This window comes from SAR202 cluster bacterium (assembly GCA_009392515.1).
Classification (GTDB): Bacteria; Chloroflexota; Dehalococcoidia; order Lucifugimonadales; family UBA6952; genus UBA6952.
In genome coordinates, this window is record VFGE01000047.1 from 1 (window position 1) to 25,033 (window position 25,033).

The 25,033-nt window shown below is 33.7% G+C and carries 25 protein-coding genes and 2 tRNA genes; 11 read left to right on the plus strand and 16 right to left on the minus strand.

All coding sequences use genetic code 11. The features are described 5' to 3' along the window. Positions 1–539: prolipoprotein diacylglyceryl transferase (locus FI695_06785; GenBank protein ID MQG51666.1), on the plus strand; the 539-nt coding region annotated here is incomplete at its 5' end. Here the strand turns inward: FI695_06785 and recJ are convergent. Together recJ and fabF are read right to left on the minus strand one after the other, a co-directional pair. Next, positions 532–2,247: a single-stranded-DNA-specific exonuclease RecJ gene (gene recJ / locus FI695_06790; GenBank protein MQG51667.1), complete on the minus strand. Its 1,716-nt coding sequence runs from the start codon at positions 2,245–2,247 to the stop codon at positions 532–534. The two genes, FI695_06785 and recJ, sit on opposite strands and share 8 nt — an antisense overlap. Before the next feature lie 3 nt (positions 2,248–2,250). Further along, on the minus strand, positions 2,251–3,495 hold the full coding sequence (fabF, locus tag FI695_06795) for a beta-ketoacyl-ACP synthase II (GenBank protein MQG51668.1): 1,245 nt from the start codon (positions 3,493–3,495) through the stop codon (positions 2,251–2,253). A 147-nt stretch (positions 3,496–3,642) separates the two neighbouring features. Here fabF and FI695_06800 point away from each other — a divergent pair. Next, positions 3,643–3,719: transfer RNA gene (locus FI695_06800), tRNA-His, on the plus strand. Here FI695_06800 and folE read toward each other — a convergent pair. The 3 genes from folE to FI695_06815 are packed head-to-tail and all read right to left on the minus strand — an operon-like array spanning position 3,708 to position 6,841. Then, positions 3,708–4,328, minus strand: coding sequence for a GTP cyclohydrolase I FolE (gene folE, locus FI695_06805; GenBank protein ID MQG51669.1), 621 nt, complete (start codon positions 4,326–4,328; stop codon positions 3,708–3,710). The genes FI695_06800 and folE overlap by 12 nt on opposite strands. Before the next feature lie 18 nt (positions 4,329–4,346). Beyond that, positions 4,347–5,177: a DegV family protein gene (locus FI695_06810; protein ID MQG51670.1), complete on the minus strand. Its 831-nt coding sequence runs from the start codon at positions 5,175–5,177 to the stop codon at positions 4,347–4,349. 17 nt (positions 5,178–5,194) lie between these two features. Beyond that, the gene (locus FI695_06815; protein ID MQG51671.1) at positions 5,195–6,841 is read right to left on the minus strand and encodes a DAK2 domain-containing protein; all 1,647 of its coding nucleotides are present in this window, start codon (positions 6,839–6,841) and stop codon (positions 5,195–5,197) included. Between the two features lie 88 nt (positions 6,842–6,929). On the opposite strand from FI695_06815, the gene rpmB reads away from it, so the two are divergent. Continuing rightward, entirely contained in the window at positions 6,930–7,127 is a 198-nt protein-coding gene (gene rpmB, locus FI695_06820) for a 50S ribosomal protein L28 (GenBank protein MQG51672.1), read from the plus strand. 4 nt (positions 7,128–7,131) lie between these two features. Here rpmB and FI695_06825 read toward each other — a convergent pair whose 3' ends face one another. The 7 genes from FI695_06825 to argJ are packed head-to-tail and all read right to left on the minus strand — an operon-like array spanning position 7,132 to position 14,580. After that, the gene (locus FI695_06825) at positions 7,132–8,022 is read right to left on the minus strand and encodes a cytochrome c biogenesis protein CcdA (protein MQG51673.1); all 891 of its coding nucleotides are present in this window, start codon (positions 8,020–8,022) and stop codon (positions 7,132–7,134) included. A 30-nt stretch (positions 8,023–8,052) separates the two neighbouring features. Beyond that, positions 8,053–8,718 carry a ribulose-phosphate 3-epimerase gene (locus FI695_06830; GenBank protein ID MQG51674.1) on the minus strand — a complete coding sequence of 222 codons (666 nt, stop codon included), beginning with the start codon at positions 8,716–8,718 and terminating at the stop codon, positions 8,053–8,055. Next, positions 8,699–10,087, minus strand: a complete 1,389-nt coding sequence (argH, locus tag FI695_06835; GenBank protein ID MQG51675.1) for an argininosuccinate lyase — start codon at positions 10,085–10,087, stop codon at positions 8,699–8,701. Before argH ends, FI695_06830 begins: the two co-directional genes overlap by 20 nt. Positions 10,088–10,090: 3 nt before the next feature. After that, positions 10,091–11,314, minus strand: coding sequence for an argininosuccinate synthase (locus tag FI695_06840; protein MQG51676.1), 1,224 nt, complete (start codon positions 11,312–11,314; stop codon positions 10,091–10,093). A gap of 1 nt (position 11,315) precedes the next feature. After that, entirely contained in the window at positions 11,316–12,515 is a 1,200-nt protein-coding gene (locus FI695_06845; protein ID MQG51677.1) for an aspartate aminotransferase family protein, read from the minus strand. Between the two features lie 44 nt (positions 12,516–12,559). After that, complete coding sequence (argB, locus tag FI695_06850; protein MQG51678.1) at positions 12,560–13,348, minus strand: acetylglutamate kinase; 789 nt, start codon at positions 13,346–13,348, stop codon at positions 12,560–12,562. Positions 13,349–13,368: 20 nt separating this feature from the next. Continuing rightward, complete coding sequence (gene argJ / locus FI695_06855) at positions 13,369–14,580, minus strand: bifunctional glutamate N-acetyltransferase/amino-acid acetyltransferase ArgJ (GenBank protein MQG51679.1); 1,212 nt, start codon at positions 14,578–14,580, stop codon at positions 13,369–13,371. 122 nt (positions 14,581–14,702) lie between these two features. Between argJ and FI695_06860 the strand changes: the two genes are divergently transcribed. Next, positions 14,703–15,845, plus strand: coding sequence for a hypothetical protein (locus FI695_06860; protein ID MQG51680.1), 1,143 nt, complete (start codon positions 14,703–14,705; stop codon positions 15,843–15,845). Next, positions 15,811–17,112 (plus strand): CoA transferase, encoded by a 1,302-nt coding sequence (locus FI695_06865; GenBank protein ID MQG51681.1) that lies wholly within the window; start codon positions 15,811–15,813, stop codon positions 17,110–17,112. Before FI695_06860 ends, FI695_06865 begins: the two co-directional genes overlap by 35 nt. Here FI695_06865 and FI695_06870 read toward each other — a convergent pair. Further along, entirely contained in the window at positions 17,101–18,342 is a 1,242-nt protein-coding gene (locus tag FI695_06870; protein MQG51682.1) for an MFS transporter, read from the minus strand. The genes FI695_06865 and FI695_06870 overlap by 12 nt on opposite strands. Before the next feature lie 126 nt (positions 18,343–18,468). On the opposite strand from FI695_06870, the gene FI695_06875 reads away from it, so the two are divergent. From FI695_06875 to FI695_06885, 3 genes are read left to right on the plus strand one after another with little or no spacing between them, the layout of a single operon-like run. Continuing rightward, positions 18,469–18,834 carry a hypothetical protein gene (locus FI695_06875; protein ID MQG51683.1) on the plus strand — a complete coding sequence of 122 codons (366 nt, stop codon included), beginning with the start codon at positions 18,469–18,471 and terminating at the stop codon, positions 18,832–18,834. A gap of 21 nt (positions 18,835–18,855) precedes the next feature. Further along, positions 18,856–20,127: an MFS transporter gene (locus FI695_06880; protein MQG51684.1), complete on the plus strand. Its 1,272-nt coding sequence runs from the start codon at positions 18,856–18,858 to the stop codon at positions 20,125–20,127. Beyond that, positions 20,124–21,377, plus strand: a complete 1,254-nt coding sequence (locus tag FI695_06885) for an MFS transporter (protein MQG51685.1) — start codon at positions 20,124–20,126, stop codon at positions 21,375–21,377. Before FI695_06880 ends, FI695_06885 begins: the two co-directional genes overlap by 4 nt. Here FI695_06885 and thiS read toward each other — a convergent pair. Genes thiS through FI695_06900 form a run of 3 tightly spaced genes read right to left on the minus strand, consistent with a single transcriptional unit; the run spans position 21,374 to position 23,013 of the window. Continuing rightward, positions 21,374–21,577: a sulfur carrier protein ThiS gene (gene thiS, locus FI695_06890; GenBank protein MQG51686.1), complete on the minus strand. Its 204-nt coding sequence runs from the start codon at positions 21,575–21,577 to the stop codon at positions 21,374–21,376. The two genes, FI695_06885 and thiS, sit on opposite strands and share 4 nt — an antisense overlap. 8 nt (positions 21,578–21,585) lie before the next feature. Then, positions 21,586–22,230 (minus strand): thiamine phosphate synthase, encoded by a 645-nt coding sequence (gene thiE / locus FI695_06895; protein MQG51687.1) that lies wholly within the window; start codon positions 22,228–22,230, stop codon positions 21,586–21,588. Between the two features lie 6 nt (positions 22,231–22,236). After that, a complete protein-coding gene (locus FI695_06900) occupies positions 22,237–23,013 on the minus strand; it encodes a thiazole synthase (protein MQG51688.1) in 777 nt (258 codons plus the stop codon). Between the two features lie 205 nt (positions 23,014–23,218). Here FI695_06900 and FI695_06905 point away from each other — a divergent pair, with 205 nt between their 5' ends. The 3 genes from FI695_06905 to FI695_06915 all read left to right on the plus strand — a co-directional run bounded on the left by FI695_06905 (position 23,219) and on the right by FI695_06915 (position 24,965). Beyond that, a complete protein-coding gene (locus FI695_06905) occupies positions 23,219–24,361 on the plus strand; it encodes a thiolase (GenBank protein MQG51689.1) in 1,143 nt (380 codons plus the stop codon). A gap of 31 nt (positions 24,362–24,392) precedes the next feature. Further along, positions 24,393–24,812, plus strand: coding sequence for a Zn-ribbon domain-containing OB-fold protein (locus FI695_06910; protein ID MQG51690.1), 420 nt, complete (start codon positions 24,393–24,395; stop codon positions 24,810–24,812). A 79-nt stretch (positions 24,813–24,891) separates the two neighbouring features. After that, positions 24,892–24,965, plus strand: a tRNA-Gln gene (locus FI695_06915). Positions 24,966–25,033 lie beyond the last annotated feature (68 nt).

Consider the following 25,033-nt stretch of genomic DNA (forward strand, 5'->3'; position numbering starts at 1 on the left):
CAGGTCAAAAACAAATTTGGCTTAAAAACCTTGTTGGAGAAAAAATAGCTAAAGGGTATTTACAAGGTTCCATGTATGCCAAGTTTAAAGACTTATCTACAGGCAGACTTTTAGATTTAGTAGCTCCAGCTATGGCTATTGGACAAACTTTTGGTCGTTTAGGAGATGTTATTAATGGAGAACATATAAGTAGACAAACTGATTTAGCTTGGGGAGTAATATACTCGCATCCAGATAGTGGGTCTTTTACATTTCATGGACTTAATCCAAGTCATCCAGTAATAATATACGAAATGATATTAACTACAGTTGCTTTTATTGTTCTCTGGAACCTTCGTGGTCGCTTAGGCCCTCCAGGTATGATTTTTATTTCATACGCAATAATATATTCAATAGGTCGTTTTTTTATACAATTTATGAGACTAGATTCGGTATGGTTCGCTGGACTGCAGGAAGCCCATTTAATTTCCTTATTGGTATTGACAATATGTGTGCCTATATTAGCTTTGAGAGCTACTTGGACTAGCAGGTCTAACTAATTTTACTATGTCTTATATCTTGAATATTTAGATTCATACCTATATTCATGTTGCCCCCTCGTAAGGAAAATGAATATACAATATCTACTTTATCCCCTACCTCATAAGGTACCATCATATTATTAGATGCAAATGTATCCCATATAAAGTTATTTGATTTCAGTTGTATTAATGCCGCTCGGTTTCGTGACCCATATAGACGTTTCTTTTGAATAGTTAGATTGTTGCTCATAAATATAGGTTCAGGATTTTTTTCCCCAAAGGGACGTAACATGCCAATAATCTTTAATATTTCCTTGGGTAAGTCATCTAATTCTAATTTACAATCAATTTTAAGAGAATTATTTGTATCCTGAATATTATTTTCAATAGCATAATTACGACTTAATTCTCGTATTGTTTTTTTAAATAAGGAAATTTTTGAATTTTCGATTGTAAATCCTGCAGCTTGAGCATGACCACCGAATTTTTCAAATCCTCCTATTAACCCACCAGTTTTCTCAATAATATTTCCTACATCAAAGTTTTCTATACTCCTTGCACTACCTAGGCTATATTCTTCACCTTCACTGATCACGATTGCGGGTTTATTAAACCGTCCAGCAATTCTATTTGCTAAAAGTCCAATTATTCCCCAGTGAAAACTTTTATCCTGTGCAATATATATTGGTCCTGGTTCTAAGGAGCTCAGGGCTGTTTTAAATCCTTTTTGTGTTTCTTCTCGACGTAGAATATTATATTCTTCTATTTGTTTTGCTTTTTCTACGGCATCAGGATATTCATTGGTTGTAAGAATATCATAACTTAATTTTGGATCACCCATTCTACCGGTTGAGTTTAGGCGAGGAATAATATTCCAGGATAAATCTTTAACATTTAAGTAGGTATTTTTTTTTCCGGAAGCAATAGATAGCGCTTTAATACCCATTAATGGTTTTTGCCCTATAGATTTAAGTCCTTTATTTACTATACCTCTATTTTCACCTGTCAATGCTCCTATATCAGCTATAGTTCCCAAAGTTGCAAGAGAGTAAAGATCATCTAAAATACTTTTATCTAAGTCAAGTTTTTCTATAATTGATTCAGCAAGTTTTAATGCTAAGCCCGCACCAGTTAATCCCATAAAAGGGTATATTGAATCAGGTAATTGAGGATTAATTATAGCAGTTGCTTCTGGTAAAGCATCAAATGTTAAATGATGGTCTGTAACAATTACAGAAACACCTAGTTCGTTTGCATAATTAATTTCTTCTATTGCTGTTGTTCCGGTATCTACTGTAATGATAAGGTCGACCGATAGATCTTTTAACATTTTAATTGCATCTCGATTTAAACCATGCCCTTCAGTAAATCTATTTGGTATGTGGGGAATTATTGTAACTCCAGCAGCTTTAAAGGTTCTTCCTAAAATAGCTGTAGCACTTATTCCATCAACATCAAAATCACCAAACACACATATTTTTTTGTTGTCTCGAATTGCATTTGCTATATGATCTGTTGCTTTAGCTATATTTGGAAGGATTGAATGATTATTAATAGATTTGGTAGGATCTAGAAATGATTTAATTTCATCTTCTGTTCTTATATCGCGGTTATATAAGAGTTGTTGTAGTAATTTGGGGTAAGCTTCAGTTGTTAACAGCGCTTCATCAGAAATAATATTATGTATTTCCCATGCATATTTTGATGTTTCTAAATTATTAGACAAGAGCTATTCTTCATATTTTTTAAATATTAAGGATGAGTTATGGCCACCGAATCCTAATGAATTCGACATAACATGAGAAATAGTTTTATGTATTGAATTGTTTGCGGTGAAATCTAAGTCACATTCAGGGTCTTGGTTCGTGAGGTTTATAGTAGGTGGGATGATCCCTTTTTGTATTGATAGGATACTAAATGCTGCCTCCAAAGCAGCCCCTGCACCTAAAAGATGCCCTGTCATAGATTTCGTTGAACTTATTGGTACATCAAAAGCAGAATTTGTATAAACTTTTTTGATGGCCATAGTTTCAAATTTATCATTTAATGGTGTTGATGTTCCATGGGCATTAATATAATCAATATCACTAGGCTCAAGGTTTGCTTGAGATAAAGCTCTTCTCATAGCTTCAATAGCACCAGCACCTTCTGGATGTGGTTGAGTTACATGAAATGCATCTGAGGTCGCGCCATATCCTATAAGCTCTGCTAGAGGTTGTGCTCCCCTTTTGATGATACTCTCTTCACTTTCAAGAATTAATACACTAGAACCTTCACCCATTACGAATCCATCTCTGTCGATGTCGAACGGTCTACTAGCTAATGTGGGGTTGTCATTGTTTGTAGACAAAGCTTGACATGCATTAAATCCGGCAACTGCTAATGGACATATTGGAGCTTCAGCACCTCCAGTTATTACTATTTCGGCTTCGTCATTATTTATCAACTTCCATGCATTACCTAAAGCTTCAGCACCACTAGAGCATGAAGAAACTACACAAAAGTTTGGGCCTTGTGTGCCAAGAGCCATAGATATTTGACCAGAAGCCATGTCTGGTAACATCATTGGGATCAAAAAAGGGCTTATTCTTTTTGGTCCCCTCTCGTTTAAAACAGTTGCCTGAGCGTCTAAAGTACTTATACCACCAATACCACTCGCTATAATTACGCCTACTTTTTTTAAATCTGTATTTTCGAGATTTAAGTTTGATTGAGCAAGTGCTTCTTGAGCAGCTGACATAGCAAATTGTGAAAATCGATCTAGCTGCCTTGCTTTTTTTCTATCTATAAAGTCTGTAGCATCAAAGTTTTTTACCTCACATGCAATTTGTGTTTGAAATTCTGACGGATCAAAATGTTGAATTGTGTTTGCTCCTGATTTACCAGCTACCAAATTTTGCCAGGTAGTAGTTGTATCAAGTCCTAGCGGGGTTATCATCCCTATCCCTGTAATAAATACTCGTTTAGTCATAATTCCCTCCTAACCAATGTAATATGATAGGGATATCATTAATGTTTCTCAAGCAATATGTTATTCTATTTTTACTTTAATCCAGTTTTTTGCATTATTTATGTTTATTGACTGGATAATAATAGAATGGTAAATTTGTTTGTATTTGTGGTGAGTGTAGCCAAGAGGCCTAAGGCGCTAGTTTGTGGCACTAGAGATCGAGGGTTCGAATCCCTTCACTCACCCCATTTTTTTTCAAGTTTCATTGATATATAATTTTGAAATTTATTTTCCAAATTATTTTGTTCTGTAAAAATTCCTCTTTTAGCTATTGTGGTAGTGACACTGTTTCTTTGTTTCACTCCTCTTTGGATCATACAGTAGTGCCTTGCTTGAATAACTGTAATAACTCCTAATGGTTCTAAGTATTCATATATAGCTTGAGTTATTTGATTTGTTAATCTTTCTTGTATTTGTAATTTTTGACTAAATAAATCTACGATTCTAGAAAGTTTGGATAACCCTACTATTTTTCTTGTGTTGGGGTTAGGTATATATCCTATGTGGGTTAAACCTTTAAATGGTGCAATATGATGTTCACAAAGAGAAGAAAACTCTATTTTGTCTACGATAATCATATCCTCGGAATATTCTGGATATATATCTTCGGTAAGTTCAAATATAGTTTTAAGGTGTTGTACAGGGTTTTCTGTTGTTCCCTCAGTTTGAGTAAGAAGAGATTTTGCCCATCTTAAAGGAGTTTCTTGTAAACCTTCTCGATTAATATCTTCTCCAAGTTCAGCAAGAACTTCCTGTAGTAATTTAGAAAGTTTATTGATGTTTCGATGCTTTGACATATTTATTGTTTCGCAAATTTATCCATTTAACAAAGCAATTCCTACTGCGCCTGGCCCTGCGTGTGCTCCTATTGCTGGCCCGCATTGAGAAATTACAATATTATCAATATTGGTTATTTCTTTAACATCATTTGCGACTGATAATGCTTCTTGTTCATTAGTGGTATAAAGAACCGCCACACTTACAAGATTAGTTTGTTGTTGTAATATTTCTTGTAGGTAATTCATCCCTGCTTGTTTACTTCGTGTTTTTTTTACTCCTTCAACAGCTCCGTCATTCAAAGTTAAAATAGGGCGTAGCTTTAATAGGTTACCAACAAATGCCTGAGCTTTTCCAATTCTTCCACCTCGTTTTAAATACTCAATTGTGTCCAGCAAAATGAACACGTTAGAGTTCGAAAGTGCGTTTTTAGTGAGTGTAGATAGCTCATCAATCGACTTACCTTCTTGTGCTTGTTTGGCTGCCTCAATAACAACTAATCCGAGTGCAGTTGAAGCTAGTTGAGAATCTATTACTTGGATATTTCTATCGGATAGATTTTTTTGAGCCTGTAAAGCCGAATTATATGTACCACTTAGTTTTTCAGAAACATGGATAGAAAGTATATCTGATTCCTTTGGTATTGAGTTGTAAACTTCTAAAAACTGGTTTGGAGTTGGTTGTGAAGTTGTAGGGAAAACATCAGAATTTGTTAGTCTGTTATAAAATTCTTCAGCTTTAATTTCAACTCCATCAAGATATGATTCAATTCCAAAATTAACACTGCATGGTACGACATGTATATTAAGTTTATTAATAATTTCACTTGGTATATCACATGTACTGTCGGTTACTATTACTGTACTCATATTTATATCCTTACTTTTTATTCTATAGAAATAATTAAATCATATATTTCTTGATTTCCGCGAACAAATTCATTTTCATTCTGTGAATACTTATTATTAAATAATGATACTATTTCGTTTTCCATATTTGGGTTTATATTTGACCCAAAATATACAGTTATCATATTTTCTGGTGAAGGTTTTGTATAATTAAAGGTATCTTCAATAATATTTATTAATGATTTTCCCGAAGCTATTATTTCACCATTAACTATGCTTAAATAATCATTTTGGATTACTTTAACGTTATTAATAGTAATATCTTTAGTAGCTTTTGTAATTTCACAAGTAATAACATTCGTAACTGATTCTAAGATATTAATTTCATTTTCCTGATAAGAAAGCGTGCTATCAAATCCTAACAATCCACTTATACCAGCAGGAACTGATGTGGTTGGAATTACAATCACATTTGATTCTGAAAGTTTAGCTGCTTGTTTAGCGACTCCAATGATATTTTTATTGTTAGGGAATACAAATATGTTATCTGCATTACAAGCATTAATAGCATTTAAGACTTCTTCAGTACTAGGATTTTTAGTTTGTCCTCCAGGCATAATTATTGTTGTACCAAGTTCTTTAAAAATATCAATAAATCCTTCCCCATCAACAACCGCTACTATACCATTATTTATGTGATCACTTTCAATATTTGTTTGCGATGAGATATCATCAAAAAATTCAGCTTTTTGATCATCCATGTTTTGTATATTTATATCTGAAAGTGTACCGATTTCTTTTGATAATTCAAGAATTGGATCTGGGTCTTCAGAATGAACATGTATTCTAAATAATTTTTTGGCATCAACAATTACTACTGATGATGCGAGACTAGAAAATTTATTTTCCAGAGTAGTTTTAGTCATAGTTGGGTTATTAATAATAAATTGTATACAATTGCCAAATTCTTCATCATTAGTATCAAATATAAAGTTCTCTGCAATTGTTGAATTTTCAACTTGAATTTTTGAAGGAGTAGTATTATGTGTCCCATTAAAATAAGATTTCATGCCATCCATAATTGCTACAATTCCAAGTCCACCTGCGTCAACAACTTGCGCCTGTTTAAGTATAGGTAACAATTCAGGTGTGTAGTCAAGTGCCTCTTTAGCAGATTTGTATGCTTCGTCCCATATTTCTCTTATGTTATTTGAAATGTTGTTGTATGCTGAATATGCACCTTCATATGCATATTTGATAACTGTTAACATAGTTCCTTCGACTGGATTACTGACTGATTCATAAGAAAATTCCATACCTTGTTTTAAGGCATTAACGATCTGTATAGGGCTTATAATTTCAGAATTATATAGTGCAGATGCCCATCCTCTTAAAAATTGAGACAATATTACCCCACTATTACCTCGTGCGCCCATTAAAGCACCATTAGACATAGCTTCAGCTATTTTCCCAGCATCATTTTCGTTTTCTTTATCAAATTCTGACTTAGCTGATTTCATTGTTAGTACCATATTAGTTCCAGTATCTCCATCTGGCACAGGAAATACATTTAAAGAATTAATGGTATCTATATTTGCTAACAATGAATTATATCCAGACTCAAATAAATTTTTGAGTTCATTTCCGCTTAGCCCATCATTTAATTTTTTTACATCACTAGCCATATTTGTTAATGTTCGTTATAATTACTAATCTCACTGAATTACAGGGAGATTCTACTCAAAGTCAAAGTAAGAGTCAAAGAGGTTTTACGTGGCTAAATGTGAATATTGTACTAAAACGCCTCAATTTGGGCATAATGTGAGTCACTCTAAGAGAGCAACTAATAAAAAGTGGCTTCCTAATATACAAACATTTCGTATTGAAATTAATGGGATGAGAAAAAAAGTTAAACTTTGTACGCAATGTATAAGAACATATCATAAGTCTGGTATGATTGGATTTGCTTAATTATTTATAAGAGCGTTCCCGAACTTGTCCAATAAAAAATTAAGTATGATCCAGCAAGTATCATAATTGTGCTTGTGGTGTATTGAAACCATTTTGTTAATCTAGTCATTCCCTTCAGTAAAGAGTTTTCTAAAGATGCTATTACTAATGTTGTAATTGTAATAATAAATCCCATACCTAAACTGTAAAGTACAAATTGTTTTGCGATATCAATAATATTATTGTTGGTTAATGAAACCCCTATAACTGCTAAAAATACAGGAAGAGTACAACTAATTGATGCTACAGCATAACTCATTCCAAACAATAAATAATTAATAAATTTAGGATATTTAGTGTTTCGTGGGTCACCAAATTTTGAAGCAATTTGTGTTGGCCAATTTAAATAGATTTTTGTTTCACTATTTAATGATATTATTCCAATAAGAATCAAAAACACTCCAATAATTATTGTAATGAAAGATGTGAGTTCTTGGATAATTGATCTAGCACCAAAGCTTATAGAAAAACCAATTGTAGCAAAAACAATAGTAAATCCTAATGTTACAAACAATGCAATTTGGGACAAGTGAAGATAGTTTGTTCTTTTTGTATCTTCAATACTGTTGTTTTCATTCAGAATCAGACCTAAGTAAGTAGGTAATAGAATAAACCCACATGGATTTACTGCCGCACTCATTCCTGCTATAAATGCTAAACCTAAAGGAAGTGACGTGCCAAATTGATTAATAATAGTTGATAATCCTGTAGAGATGTTTGTTATTAGACTAGTTGGTACATAATTATTTGAACTTTTTACCTCTTCAGATGAAAATCCTATAAATACAATAATAATTGTTATTAGCAGGGTAATAAGAAAAGATGGTATGAGTTTGATATAATTTTTTGATTCCATAATACTATTCTATAATGAATAATCGAATGATTAAATGGAATTTTTTAATTCATGGATACAATCGCTAACTGAGGCACTAGAGTTATATACTGCAGAACCGGCAACTAATATATTAGCACCAGCGTCGACAGCAGATTTTATAGTTGACTTATTTATTCCACCATCAATTTCAATATCTATATTGAGGCCATCTTGATTGATTTGTTGCCTCAAATACGAGACTTTATTCAATGTATTTGGTATGAAGGTTTGACCAGGGAAGCCTGGGTTTACTGACATTATTACAATTTGGTCTAATTCTTTAATAACTTCAGATAGACTATTGATAGCTGTTCCTGGGTTTAAAGCGATTCCAGCTTTGGCATTATTTGATTTGATCAGTTGAATAATTCTGTGTAGATGTGTACAAGTTTCAATATGAACATTAATTATATCAGCTCCAGCATCAATAAATAGCGGAATTTGTTTTTCAGGTTCTGTTATCATCATATGTATATCTAACGGCAAATTAGTCCATCGACGTATTGCTGAAACCATAGAGGCTCCAAATGTTATATTTGGAACAAATTTCCCATCCATAATATCTACGTGGATCATATCTGCACCAGATTCTGTTGCAAGCGCTACTTCTTCTCCTAATTTAGAAAAATCAGCGGATAGAATAGATGGGGCAAGTTTAATATTTTTTATATTCATTTATTTTATTTTCAGTTATATTTTTTGCATTTTTTATGGCGTTTTTAACTTGTTTTAGGGATGTTCCGCCAATTATATTTCTTTGATTTATTGAATGATTGATATCAATTTCGAAAATATCTTTTTCAAATTCAGGTAAAAAGTTTTTGTATTCACTTAATGATAACTCCTTTAGAGTTTTATTTGAATTATTTGCATAATCTACTAGCATATACATTACTTCGTGTGCCTTTCGGAAAGGGACACCCTTACCTACTAAATAGTCTGCCATATCAGTTGCAAGCATACTGTTATCTTCAGCAGCTTTTAACATCACATCTTTATTGTAAGTTGATGTTTCAATCATACCTTTTAATACTTTTAGGGTACTTTGTAATGTCTCAATACTATCAAATAGCCCTTCTTTATCTTCCTGTAAATCTCGATTATAAGTTAGAGGTAACCCTTTTATTACAGTTAGTAATCCTATCAAGTTACCATATACTCTACCTATTTTACCTCTGGATATTTCTGCAAAATCTGGGTTGCGTTTTTGTGGCATCATGCTACTTCCCGTGGTAAATCGTTTATCTAAACTTATAAAATTAAATTCTTGTGTTGACCAAAGAATAATTTCCTCACAAATACGAGAAATATGTGACATAGTTGTCGCTGAATTGAATAAAAATTCAAGTATGTAATCTCGATCCGAAATGCTATCCATAGAATTAGTACTAATCTTTGAAAAACTCAGCTCATTTGCAATAAACTCCCTATCTATAGAGTATGGGACTCCTGCTAATGCACCACTACCTAATGGCATAACATCTGCTTCTATGTAATTATTTTCAAATCTATTAATATCACGTGCAAACATATTAAAGTATGCCATTAAATGATGACTTAATAGTAAAGGCTGAGCTCTTTGCATGTGTGTGTATCCAGGTACAATTACATCAATGTTTTCTTCCGCGCGAGTTAAAATTGCAGATTGTAATTCTAATAATAATTTTATAGTGCTTACTATTGTTTCTTTTAAAAACAATCGCATATCTAAAGCAATTTGATCATTTCTAGATCTAGCGGTGTGAAGTTTTCCAGCTATATCGCCGATCAATTCTTTAAGTCGTGATTCTATATTCATATGAATATCTTCTAATTCATATTTCCATACAAATTTATCATTTAAAATTTCCTCTTGGATCTGGGTAAGTCCTGAAGCAATCTTGTCGGCATCACTTGGAGAAATAATATTTTGCTTTGCTAGCATTTTAGCGTGAGCAATAGAACCTTTTATATCTTGTTTAAAAAGGTTTCTATCGTAACTGATTGATTCAGTAAATTTTTGAAAAATTTCATTATCAGAATTATTTATATTGGTGTGATACATAACTTATTTTCCTCGAGAAAAATATGCTCTTAATCTATGAGAATTAATATTGATGAATCCAGTAGAGTCAGTGCTATCAAAACCACCATGTGAATCCATGCTTACCATCTGTTCATTATATAATGAATTTTCTGAATAACGTGAATTTATAATTACATTACCTTTATATAAAGTAGCATTAACTTTCCCAGATACATTTTTTTGAGACTCAGTGAAAAGGGTTTGTAAGAGTTCCATTTCAGGAGAATACCATAAGCCATAGTAAACTAATTCAGAATATCTTGGTATAAGAGAATCTCTTAAATGCATAGCTTCTCGATCCATTGTTAACCCTTCGATATCTCTATGGGTTTTTTGTAATATTGTAGCTGCAGGAGTTTCATATACCCCACGAGACTTGAGACCAACTAGCCTGTTTTCAACAATATCCTCTCTACCAATACCATTTATTCCAGCAAGTTGATTAAGGTAAATAAATAATTCCAAGGAATCTGTTTTAACTAAATTTTCGGTAATATTTGTTAATTTTATTGGTATCCCGTTAAGGTATTCAATTTCGATTTCAGTTTCTTTATCAGGAGCACTTTGTGGAGATTTTGTTAAATTAAACATATCTTCTCTTGGTTTTCTGTTAGGGTCTTCTAATTCTCCTGCTTCATAGCTAATGTGCATCAAATTAGCATCACTACTCCATGGTCTACTTTTTGTTTGTTCGACTTCTATATTATATTTGCTAGCATATTCAATTAAGTCTGACCTACCTTGAAATTCTTCTAAAAATTCAGGATCTCTCCAGGGTGAGTATATTCCAAATTCTGGCCCTAATGCACTAAAAGTAAATTCGAACCTTGCTTGGTCATTACCCTTTCCTGTAGCACCATGTGACAACAATTGGGCTTTTTCTTGTTTACCTATTTCAACCTGAGCTTTAGCTGTAAGCGGTCTCGCTAGCGAGGTACCTAGTAGATATCTTCCTTCGTATAAGGCATTAGCTTTAACAGATTCAAATATAAAGTTTTCAACGAATTCTTTTCTTAAATCTGGTATATAGCTTTGTGTGGCCCCAATACTTGTAGCGCGACTTTTTATTAACTCATAATCATCACCTTGACCTAGGTTAGCAGTATAGGTTACAACTTCATATCCTTTTTGAATTAGCCAATGTAGAATAACAGATGTATCTAATCCTCCACTGTAAGCTAAAATAACTTTTTTTGATGATTGCATCTTATTTTTTCCCTTTGGCTAATATTGATTTAATACCTTCTACTATTAATTCTACAGCTTTATCCATTTCTTCTTTGTTAACAGTAAGCGGAGGCATAAGTCTTATTGCATTTGGTCTTACAGGATTTAACAATAATCCTAATTCGTTACAATTTGATACAAGTTCAGGAGCTATATCTTCAGTAAATTCAACTGCTATTAGTAATCCTCTACCACGAATCTCACTAATATTAGGAAGAGAGTCTGTAGCTTTTTCGAGTAGATCTTTTAGATATTCACCACTGTTTTTTGCATCTTTTTCTATATTGTTATCCACAGCATATTTTACAGCTGCATATGCAGCAGCTGTTGTGAGTACATTGCCACCAAAGGTTGATCCATGGTCTCCAGGTTCTAAGGCAGCTGCATTTTCTTTAGCAAGAAAAGCTCCTATTGGGACTCCGCCACCAAGTCCTTTAGCAAGTGTTATAACGTCAGGTTCAATACCAAATTGTTCGTAACCGAATAACGTTCCTGTTCGTCCAATTCCTGTTTGAACTTCATCAAGTATAAGTAACATATTATTCTCATCGCACCATTGTCGAACATTTTCAAAAAATGATTGGTCAGGTATATTGACACCGCCTTCACCTTGGATGGGTTCGAGCATTACAGCACAAGTGTTATCATTTGTTGCCTGTTTTATTGCTTCCAGATTATTGTATTCAACATTTGTAAAACCTTCATATAATGGCTGCCAATTTGCTTGATAATGTGGCTGACCAGTTGCAGAAATCATAGCCATAGTTCTACCATGGAAGGAGTTTAAAGCAGTAATTACACCGTAGGCACCATTTTTATTCAATTTACCATATTTACGGGCTAATTTAACTGCACCTTCGTTTGCTTCGGCACCACTGTTGGCAAAAAATACTCTATCTAAACAACTATTTTCTACTAATAATTGTGCTAATTGTACTTGAGGAACAGTAAAAAATTGGTTGGATGTTTGCATTAATGTTTCAGCTTGATTTTTTATAGCTTCTACTATTGCAGGGTGGCAGTGTCCCAAATTGTTTACAGCCCAACCGGAAGTAAAGTCAAGATACTCTTTGTTTTGGTCGTCCCAGACTTTAGTACCGAGACCTTTGACAATTGTGACAGGTTGCCTTCGAACTACCTGCATATAATATTTTTTTTCTAAGTCTTGCCATATAGACATTAATCTCCTCCTTTTTAGTATCACAATATTTATCTATGTGTAGATTATGAAACTAGAAATTTCGTCCCGACACTTTTTGAATTCTCGATAATCGATGTTAAATTCCCATATTTTGTACCATTAATTATAAATGATTCTACATTTGATTCTACTGCATCTATGCAAGAATTTATTTTTGGAATCATACCACTCTTGGCCGTTCCATTACTAATTAATGTTTTGGATTGCTCTGTAGTTAAGGTACTAATTAGATTAGACTTTTCATCTAGCACTCCATCTACATCAGTTAAAAAAATCAATTTATTTGCATTTAAACTTACTGCAAGAGCACTTGCTGCAGTATCTCCATTTATGTTCAAAAGAGGAGGACTTACCAAAGCATTATTAATCGCTATTGGGGCTATTATGGGCAGGTATTTATTATTTACTAATAATTGTATAAATTTACTGTTAGTATTGATTATATTTCCCACGTAGCCATGTGTTTGGTCTAAAAATTCAGCTTTAAAAATATTATCATCAATACCGCTTAGACCAATTGCTTTACAGTTTTTATTTATTATTGAAGCGACTAGTGTTTTATTAACTAACCCCCCCAATATAGATGTTACAATTTGGATAGAATTTTCATCAGTTACACGTAAACCATCAATGAAATCTGTCTTAATTTCAAGTTTTTCCATCCATTCGGATATTAACGCTCCACCTCCATGTACAAGTACTACAGGGACTCCAGATAAATGCAGATCAGCAATTTCATTGAGATTACTATCCATCTCAGATAAAGTACTACCACCAAGTTTTATAACTACTATCTCTTTCATTTTTTTCATTCTTAAACGAATTAATTAGATTATGTAGTATATGCACTATTAAAATGGACATATTCTTCAGAAAGATTACATCCCCAAGCAGATGCAGAACTTTTTCCTAAATTTAAATTAATTCTAAATGTAATTTCAGAATCGACCATTTGTTGAATAATAGCATCTTTAAAGAAAGGTATTGGTAATCCATCTTCTAGTATGCAAATATCATTAATGTATACGGATAATTTACTTTCATCAACTTCTGCTTTACTACTTCCTAATGAAGCTAGCAGTCTACCCCAGTTAGGGTCATTTCCATGTACAGCTGTTTTAACAAGACTAGAGCTAGAAATTGTCCTAGCTGCATCTCGGGCTTCTTCAATATTATTTGCATTTTCAATTGTAACTTGAAATAATTTGGTTGCACCTTCTCCGTCACGAACCATTTCCTTAGCTAAATATTGAACAACTTCTTTTATTGAATTTTGTATATCTTCGTGCTCAGGAGATTCATATGTAATAATTTCTCCACCTGCTGCGCCGTTGCTAAGTATTATATAAGAATCGTTTGTACTCATGTCCCCATCGACACTAATCATATTAAAAGATTCATCAGCTGTTTGTTTTACTATATCTTGTAGGAGTTTTTGATCTATAGGAGCATCTGTTGTGACAACAGCTAACATTGTAGCCATATTCGGATGGATCATACCTGTACCTTTACAGACACCCCCAATTGTAAATTCTCTTCCATTTGTAGATACTGTCACTGAACACTCTTTTGGTTTAGTATCAGTTGTCATCATTGCTTTAGCATACAATTGTCCTGAATTTGGTTGAAATTCAATTTTTTCAAGAGCAGTTCTTATCAAAGCCATTGGTAGTTCAACTCCGATGATACCAGTGCTAAGAAAAGCAACATTTTCATATTTAATATTAAGTTTATTAGCTGTTAATTCAATAACTTCTTGTGCATCTAATTTTCCTGCATTACCCACACCAGCATTTGCTATTCCGCTATTAACAGTGACCGCTTGTACATTCCCTTTTAAAACATTATCTCTCGATACACTTGTTGAGGGGGATATAACTTTATTTGTTGTAAATACTCCTGCTGACACACATGGTAGATTAGACCATATGATACCTAGGTCATACTTATCTTTGGCGTAAGTTTTCATACCAGCATAGGTTGCCCCTGCTTCGAATCCTTGAACGTCGGTAACCGAACCTTCTTTTGTAAAATTTACGACCATTTGTTATAAAATTCCTTTTTTTTGTCTTACAAGGAATGTGGAGTATAGCATAATAAATACCTTTACGCTAATACTTAGAATAATATTTTATAGGTCGGTATTCAGTATCTAAGGATATATATATGTTAGATGATTTAAGGGTAATTGATTTAAGTAATTCTGTGCCAGGATCATATGCTTCTAAATTATTAGCATCTCTAGGTGCACAAGTTATAAAAGTCGAAAAACCTAATATTGGTGATCGTTGTAGGTGTGTTGGTCCTTTCACATTTAAATCAATGTACAAAGAATCCAGTTTGTTATTTAGATATTTAAATATTGGCAAAAAAGGTATTACTCTTGATATAGATACGGTTTCTGGGAAAAAGGTATTTGATGATTTAATTTCTATTGCTGATATAGTGATTGATGATACAAATACTTCATTAGAGAATCATATCAAAACTTCTAACCCTTCAGTGATATTGTGTTCAATTAGTGATTTTGGAATGAGTGGACCTTATGCTAATTTTAAAGGTGGTGATTTAATAAACCAAGGGTTAGCAGGTCTTCTACAAACTATGGGGCTACCTAGTAGGGAGCCATTAAAAGTAGGAGGTAATGCTGGAGAATATGCTGTTGGGATTAGTGTATTTTCTGGAATTTTAATCTCGTTGTTTTCTAGAGATTCTAACCCGATGGGAAATAATGTGGTAGAAACATCAGGATTGCAAACACTAGCTCTTGCGCAGATTCATAATTCCATAAATTCTCAATTTAGAGGAGATGATAATGTTCGCCGAGAGAGTTCTCTTCTTAAAGCGAAAAATGGTTGGGTTACGATGGGTTTAGCCACTGGTTCAAGAGATGATACTTGGCATAATTTTTGTCAAATATTAGAAATGCCAGAGTTGATAAAAGATGCAAGATTTTCGTCTATGGAACTTAGGCGAAAAAATGAATCTGAGCTTAATCAAATTCTTGAAGAATGGGTTTTACATCAAGATAAGGAAGAAATTTATCACAAATTACAAAATATAAGTACTATAGCTGGCTATGTAGCAGAGCCTGAGGACCTATTAGAATCAAATCAATTACTTGAAAGAGCATTCTTTAATAATCAAGATGGTATGTTATATCCAGGTATACCTTTTTTGATTGATGATTCAAGGCCAAGTTTGGATAAAGCTCCATTACTTGGTGAAAATAATATAGATATATATTGTAATTTATTAGGATATAAACTTTCTGATGTTTTATTGTTGCATCAGTCTGGAGTGGTATAAATTTATGAGTAATGTATTGAATGGATTAAGAATACTGGATTTAACACAGGTTGCAGCTGGCCCATATACTACTATGCTCATAGGTTATTTTGGTGCTGAAGTGATAAAGATCGAGTCTTCTTCTCGTATGGATATTAATCGTGGTCCTGTAAAACCATCACCTGCTACACATACTGTTTACCCAAATAATACATCTGGTGAAACACCATGGAATATTGCAGCTCACCACATACAAAGAAATGTTAATAAACAGTGTATAACTTTAGATCTCGCCAATAAGGAAGGGAAAAAACAAATATATGAACTGATTAAAATAAGTGATGTGTTTATAGAGAATTTTAGAGCTTCGGTCGTAGATCGTTTAGGATTAGATTATGAATCTGTAAAAAAGATTAATCCAAGTATTGTTTATGCAAAAATTAGTAGTCAAGGAAACACTGGAAGAGAAAAAAACTATGGATCTTTGGGGTCTACACTTGAACAAACCGGAGGCTTAGCATCAATAACCGGTTACTTTAATGAAAATCCTTTATTAACCAATGAAACATTTCCAGACCCCATGGTAGGTTTATTTTCCGTAGGAATTATATTAAGTGCTTTACGTAGAAGAAAAATGTATGGGAAAGGTTGCTTTATTGATTTATCCCAAAGAGAATTAACAGTAAATTTGATTGGAGAACATATATTAGAATCACAATCAGACATAAAGACCCAAAAGTTGTTGGGTAATAGTCATAAAATATCTGCACCTCAAGGAGTCTACAAATGCAGAGGGGATGATGATTGGATTACTCTTTCAATAAGTAACGATAATGAATGGTCAATTCTTTGTAATATCATGGATAAAACAAATTTGATTGACAAGAATGAGTATAAAACTAGTTTTGATCGTCATAAACACCGCATAGAAATTGATCAAGTTATTAATGATTGGACTACTTCTAAAACAAAATATGAATTAATGTCTTTGTTGCAAGAAGCTAATATTCCTGCCGGCGTTGTATCTAAAGGTAGAGAAGTTATTAATGACCCTCAATTAAACTTTATGCAATTTTGGGATAATGTTAATCATCCAGAAGCAGGAAAGTATAAACAGGTAACTACACCATGGATTTTTTCAAACTTTACAAGAAATGATACAAATCCTGCTCATAATTTGGGAGAAGATAATCAGAGGGTTTTTCAAGATATTCTTGGACTTGATAATAATAAATACCAACATTTGTTAGATATTGGTTGCATAGGAGGTAGTCCGTTAAGAACTTGAAGAGGTGGGAGGCTTTGATATAAACACAAAAAAGGCAGCTAAACTAATAATGATTAAGAAGAAAACTAAGGACATAAAATAATCCCCAGTATAGTCGTAAAGTAAACCAGAAGCTATAGGCCCAATAGCTTGGCCTCCAGTTTGAACAGGTAATGATACTCCTCGTATTACACCTAGACTTTCTCTTCCGTAGTAATCAGCCCAGAGAACGTTAACCAGAGTAGACATTCCACCTAAGCCATTACCAAAAACTAATGCTGAAATAATTCCAAGATAAAATGAATCAGCTTGAATCATTATTATCACACCTAAAGTCATAAATAAGGTTGAAATGGTTGTCATGATTCTTGCTGAAAATCTTGTAGTAAATAAAGGAAAAAGAAAACCTCCTGTTGCACTGGATAAGGCGAATATACTTACTATGCTTGCTGCTTGAGAATAGGGTATACCTTGATCGTGGTAATATGGAGCCTGATGTAAACTAACCCCAGCTTGAACCATGAATCCAAAACCTGCAAATATCATTAAGAACCACATGGTATGAGTTTTTAAAGCTTCTTTAAGGGTATATGAAGCTTCTGATGTGCTTTCTGTTATTGATGATTTTTTATTGTTATCTGGCATTAATCCTATATCTTCAGGTTTCCTTACCATTAAGATTCCTGGGGGAATAACTCCTATGATTAATACCATTATGCCTAAAAATATCCAGGCGGAAGGCCAGTTTTCAGATACAATAATTGATTTAGCAATAAATGGTATTAGTGCGAGTCCTAGACCTTGACTAACTTGGAGTATAGCCAATGTTATCGCACGTTTAGATACAAACCAATTACTAACTGCTACAGCTGGTGCTAACATTAATGGTCCAGCAAACATAGCTCTACCGCAAATATAAAATACATAAAAATAAACTATAGATTCTACTTGAGATATCGCTATAGCTGAGATAGCTACAATAAGAGAACTTAATGCCATGACAAGTGATGTTCCGTATCGATCGATTCCTTTTCCGATGATAGGGGATACAAAAGCTCCGACAAATCCTCCTATGCTTACAGCTCCTGAAAATGCAGTTCGACTCCAATTTAGTTCATCACTCATGGGAGTTATAAATACTGAAAGTGTAGCTACTGCCATAACTGGACGTACGGCAGACATTGAGGTGGAAATTAGTAATATTATCCATCCATAGTAAATCGGTGATTTATTTGCAATGTATTGTTTCATAGTTTCTTTCTGTGTATTGTTTAAAGAAAACCTAACATATTCTAAGTTGTACTATTGAAATTATATACACATATTTATTGATTATGTTGGTTATTAGTACTTTTTGAATATAATTTTGAGGTAGAATTGCTAAATAAAATTACAGGTATTATTATTTGGACTGATCAGTTAGATATTATGGTAGATTTTTATAAGAATCTTTTAGGTTTAACTGTACACTCTATTCGACCTAGTTTTGTTAGTTTTGATATAGGTGGAGAACGCTTCAACATTGGGACCCACAATAATGTTTCGGGAATGGCCAAAGACCCATATAGAATAATGTTGAATTTTGAAGTAGACGACATTATTGAAGTATCAAAAAAATTACGTGCGAAAAATGTTAGTTTTCTTAGAGAACCAGAAGAGGAACATTGGGGAGGTATGGTGGCAACTTTTTATGATCCTGACGGGAACATATTACAATTATTACAAAAAAATAGATTAAACTGAAGGGAACATAAATTGAAATATTTGGATAGTGAATTTCTGCTTCCTTTTAGATATAAAGATTTTACATCTATGTGGATTGCAACTCTTTTTTCAGGCGCTTCTATGTGGACCACAAATTTAGCTAGAGCAGCTCTAGTTTGGAATATTTCTGAATCAAGTAATTGGGTTGGTTTAATTTTATTTGCATTAATGATTCCTAGTTTGTTAGTTCCTTTAATTGCAGGTTTTATTGCTGATTGGATTGATAGAAAAAAAATGTTGATTCTAGCTTCTATAGGCAGTCTTATTTCAAATGGGTTGATGGTTTTAGTATTGGTATTATTTGATTTGACTAATGAATTATTGGTTTATATTGTTGCTTTTTCTGCACTAGAAGGTATAGCTAGAGCATTTAGAATGCCTGCATCTCAAAGTTTGGTACCCAATCTTGTATCCAAGGATGATGTTCCTAAAGCAGTAGCTCTCCTTAATGCTAATCAACACGGAGCAAAACTTATTGGGCCATTGGTGGTAGGATTTTTGACAGTAATTATAAAGACTGGATTCTTGGAAGTCTTCATAGTGTGTTTTAGCTTAAATATTGCTGCAGTTTTGACAATATTGCTCATTCGTACTGAGTCTACAGGTGTCATTGACGCCGAAAAAAGTTTTGGTGCTAATTTTTTACAAGGATTTGATTATCTTTACCATAATACTTGGATGTTGATTGTATTGGTTGTAGCAATGCTACATTGTGCTTTAACTATGACCTATGAATCTCTTACTCCTTCAATAGGTGAAGAAGTATTAATACTTGGGAGTAGCTCCTATACTTCTTTAATGTTATTTGCTGGTATAGGGGCAGTATTGGGTTCAACAATTGTGGTTACTATGAAGACAAAAATAGGTGGGTATTTATTTTTCTTTTCCGCTTTTTTAAGCGGATTTGCTCCCGTTTTACTTTCACTTTCAGACAGTATTTATATTATTTGGTTATCATTATTGTTAATTGGCGCCAGCCAAGCGGCGTTTATGACATTAACTCATGTGATAATTCAGGTTATTGTTCCAGATGAGATAAGAGGTCGGGTTACTAGTATATATATTATGCATGTTGGTAGCATGATGGCTTTATTTAATTGGATTAACGGGTATTTAGCTGATATTACAAATCCTCGAACTGTGTTGATGTTTATGGGAATAATATTTATAGCAGCAATTATTATTTCATTAGTTAACAAAACAGCAAAAACATTATTCTCAATAGGAATTGATGAGTATTCAAATTCACGAATAGAAGGTTCATCTGCATGAGTAGGAATCCTACTGATATAGTGAATAAACGTGCTTTTCATTTTGCTGAATTTCGAAAACTTTGGTACGCAGGTTGGATGTGGTATCAGTCAAGAATGATGGAAATAATTACCACTAGTTGGTTAATACTAGATATCACAGGTTCTCAATGGAATGTTGCAATTGTTGCTTTGTTTCGCAGCTTACCAATGGGGCTTTTAGGTTTGGTTTCAGGTGCTATTTCGGATAGATTTAATAGAAAAACTATCATGCAAATAATACAAATAATGAACATTCTTTCCTTATCTTTATTGATTGGATTGGTGTATTTTGAAATTGACAATTTAATAATTATTTCTGTGTTAGTTATGGCTCTAGGTGTGGGCTGGTCTTTAGATTTTCCAGCTAGAAGATCAGCAACAGCTGATATAGTAGGCTCAAAAAATGTATCTAATGCAATGTTTGTTGATATGGCTGCGTTAACTGGTAGTAGTGTCTTGGGGCCGTTATGGTCAGGATTATTGATAAATTGGAAAGGTGCGATTGCTGCATATATATTTATTTTACTATTACATGTTACTGGAACAATAATTTTGCAATTTATAAATATTCCAAATCCTGAAAAGAAAATCGAAAAATTTAAAGATTTATTTATATCTACGAAAAATACTGCAATATATATGCTAAAAAATAGAATAACACGCTTAGTTATTACTGTGACAATAATAGCCAACGTATTATTTTTCCCATTTATACCGATGGTGCCTGTTTTTGCCGAGACCGTGTTACTAGTTAATCCTGTTCTTATGGGGTTATTAGGTGCATCATTTGGTTTGGGAAATGTCATCGGTTCTACATATCTTGGAACTTTAGGAAAGTCAACTCAACCAATCAAGTTGTTTATTTTTGGTACGAGTATTGGGTTCTTATTTTTGCTTACTTTTTCTGTACTTGAAACATATTGGGTTTGTTGGTTTTTGTTATTTTTTGCAGGGCTTGCTATGACAGGTTTCGGTTCTATGCAAAGTGCAATAACATTGATGACAGTTTCACCCAACATAAGGGGAAAGGCATTGGGTGTTGTAGGAGTTGCAATAGGTACAGCGCCATTAGGTTTGTTATTAACAGGTATTGTTTCAGGCATATTTGGTATTGAAGTGGCGATTACAATTAATTGTTCTGTTGCGCTTTGTATACTAGTATTCGCACTAATTTTTTATCGAAAAGAACTATTTCTGGAAGATTCTGAAATAATTTCAGATCAAAGTTAGCCCCCCCCAACAGGTTTTACAATTTCTAAAGAGTCACCATTCGAAAGTATAATTGAAGGATAATCTTCTTTTGCTATAACTTCTTGGTTATAAGCTATTGCTATAAATTGGGTGTTAATATTTTGAGAATCAAGGAATTCTATCAAAGATATAGGGGTATTTAAATTTATTTGTTCGCCATTTACTTTAATATTAATCATTTGTCAAATCATTTATTTTGTAATTTGCAATATTGTACCTTATCAATCAAGGTTTTTGCTGCTTGATATACATCTTGAGATTGCATAATTTCACTAATAATTGCTACACCAAATGCCCCTTGATTAATAACAGAGTCGCAATTTCTATTGGTAATACCACCAATTCCTAGAACTGGTATAGATACTTTTGATGTGATTTTTTTAATCAAATCAACTCCAGAGGGTTCGTATCCTGGATGACTATTAGATGGAAAAATTGTACCGACTATTAAATAATCAACTCCGCTTTTTTCAGCATTAATTGCACTATTTATAGAATGGACTGATTTACCGATATATAATCGATTCTCTATTTTAAATCTAACTGCTTCCGGTGACATAGAGGATTCACCAAGTTGAATTGCTTCCGCATTTACTGCCAAAGCTACTTCTATATTGTTATTAACAATTAATTTTATAGAAGGGAACAGTATTCTGATTTTATGGGCAAGCTCATAAAATTGTATAGGAGTTGCTGCCTTGGATCGTACTTGTATGACATCTATACCTGCTTCCACAGCCAGATCAATTTTGTTAAAAAAATTTATATCTGTCATGTAACTTTCATCAGTAACAAGACATATACCATTTGTATCAAGTAATAAGTTGCTCATTATGCTCTAGTTATTTACTGGATTACTTGTAGGACTGCTAGGATTAGCATATTTACTTTGAGGAATTCTACCTGCTATATAAGCTTTTCTTCCAGCTTCTACTCCTAGTTTAAACGCTTCACCCATTAGTCCAGGATTATTGGCTTGTGCTATAGCCGTATTAACCAATACAGCATCAGCACCAAGTTCCATAGCTGTAGATGCATCAGAAGGAACAGCCAAACCAGCATCTACTACAACAGGGATTGAAGACTGCTCAATGATGATAGCAATTTCTTCTTTTGTATGAATTCCTTGGCCAGAACCAATAGCAGAACCTAAAGGCATTACTGTAGCACAACCAATTTCTTCAAGTTGTTTTGCAAGTACTGGGTCAGCATGGATATAAGGAAGTACTTTAAATCCTTCAGCAACAAGTATTTCAGCTGCCTTGAGAGTACCTATAGGGTCAGGTAGTAAGTATTTTGGATCTGGTATGACTTCTAGTTTTATCCAATCAGATAAATTCATGGCTTTAGATAATCTAGCTATAGTGACAGCGTCCTCAGCAGTTTTTGATCCGGCTGTATTTGGGAGTATATTATATTTAGTCCAATCAAAATGATCTAAAATAGTTTTTTCATTGGGGTTATTTAGATCAAGACGGCCTATTGCAACAGTAATGATTTCAGTACCGGAAGCTTCTACTGATTTAATTAAATCATCATTTGATCTATGCCTTCCAGTACCAACCATTAATCGTGAAGTAACTGTTTTCCCACCTATATTTAATATATCATCCATCATTCATTTCCTATTTCTATTATTTTATAACCAAGAATTTTATAATACAATTCTTCAAAACAATGGTGTTTATAAGATATTTTAAATTTCATAACCTTTTATAAGAATCATATTAGAAACTTATATTTGAATGCTTGTTATATTATGCTCTTTTATCGTTTAATGTATAGACGTTTTGTTTCAATTAACTACTAAGGAGGTTGCTGTGAGTGACTTATCAGGAAAAGCTGCAATTGTTGGAGTGGATGAATCAGATGCGCTTGGAAGAGACTCTGGAAAATCATCCCTTCAACATCATGCTGAAGCATCATATAATGCTCTAGCTGATGCAGGATTAACAATGAAGGATGTCGATGCTATATATTGTGCAAATCCTTCTCCATTAACTATTGCTGAATATTTTGGGATAACACCGAAACATACTGATGGAACCTCTGTTGGGGGGTCTTCATTTGTTATTCATGTAGCTCATGCATTGGAAGCTATTGCTGCAGGAAGAATTGATGTTGCGTTGATTACACATGGTGAATCCGGGCGATCACAACGTAGCAGACCTGGTGCAGACTTAGGAGCCCCAGGATCTCAGTACGAATTACCTTTTGGGATAGCTGCCCCTCCCATGCAATATGCTATGGCATGTAATAGATATATGCATATATATGGTGAAGACAAAACTAGACAAGCAATGGCTGAGATCGCAGTTGCTACACGAAAATGGGCTAATCTAAATGAAAAAGCATTTTTTTATGAAACTCCTATGTCTTTTGACGAATACCATGATTCTCGTTGGATAGTATATCCTTTTCACTTGCCTGATTGTTGTTTAACAATTGATGGCGGTGGTGCATGTGTTGTGGTTTCTCCTGAGGTAGCAAAAAGTTGTGCAAAAAAACCAGTTTGGGTTTATGGAGCTGGTGAGGCCCACGATCACGGTCTTATAAGTCAAATGCCTGATTTGACTAGAACAATTGCACATCAATCTGGCCCTGAAGCTATGCAGATGGCTGGTATTTCTCACTCAGATGTTGATTTAGCTATGATATATGATTCATTTACATATACTGTTCTCACAACCTTAGAAAGCTTAGGATTTTGTGGTCCGGGCGAAGGTGCTGACTTTGTTGCTAACCAAAGAACTGCACCAGGAGGAGATTTTGCAATGAATACTAATGGTGGCGGCTTATCTTATTGTCACACCGGTATGTATGGTATGTTTTTACTTCTAGAGGCTACCCGTCAGTTAAGAGGAGAAGCTGGTGCAAGACAAGTAGAGAATTGTAAAACTTCATTAGTTAATGGTACTGGAGGAGCTTTATCCTCTACAGGGACATTAGTTCTTGGTGTATAAATAGTAAAATTAATTTAAAGAGGAAAAAATTATGACAACAGAAAATAAAGCTACAGGTCCAGTACCTGTACCACAACAGGAATCAGATTTTTATTGGGAAAAATTAAAAGCACATGAATTGTGGTTAAGAAAATGTAATGAAACAGGGAAAGCTTATTTTTATCCACGAGATATATCACCTTTTACATTTAGTCGCGATACTTCGTGGATTCAATCAAGCGGGAAAGGCACTTTATTTACATATGCTATCTGTTATACTCCCATTCCGAGATACACCGGTCCAGTACCATTTATCATTGCAATGGTTGAATTAGAAGAAGGACCTCTTATCCCAACTAACATAGTAGATGTAGAACCAGATCCAAGTAATTTAACTATAGGTATGCCTGTAGAAGTTACATATGAAGATGTTACAGACACTATAACTCTACCTAAATTTAAACCTGTATAGTAGTTTGAATTTAGAGGAGATTAATATAGTGACTCTTGTTTGCCGAAGGGTAAAATCACTGGTAAAATCTTCAGATCGTTGGGGATTAGTCTAGTGGTAGGACGGATGATTCTGGCTCATCAAACCCGGGTTCGAATCCTGGATCCCCAGCCAAATTCTTGGCGCATTCGTCTAGCGGCCTAGGACACCACCCTCTCAAGGTGGAGATCACGGGTTCGAAT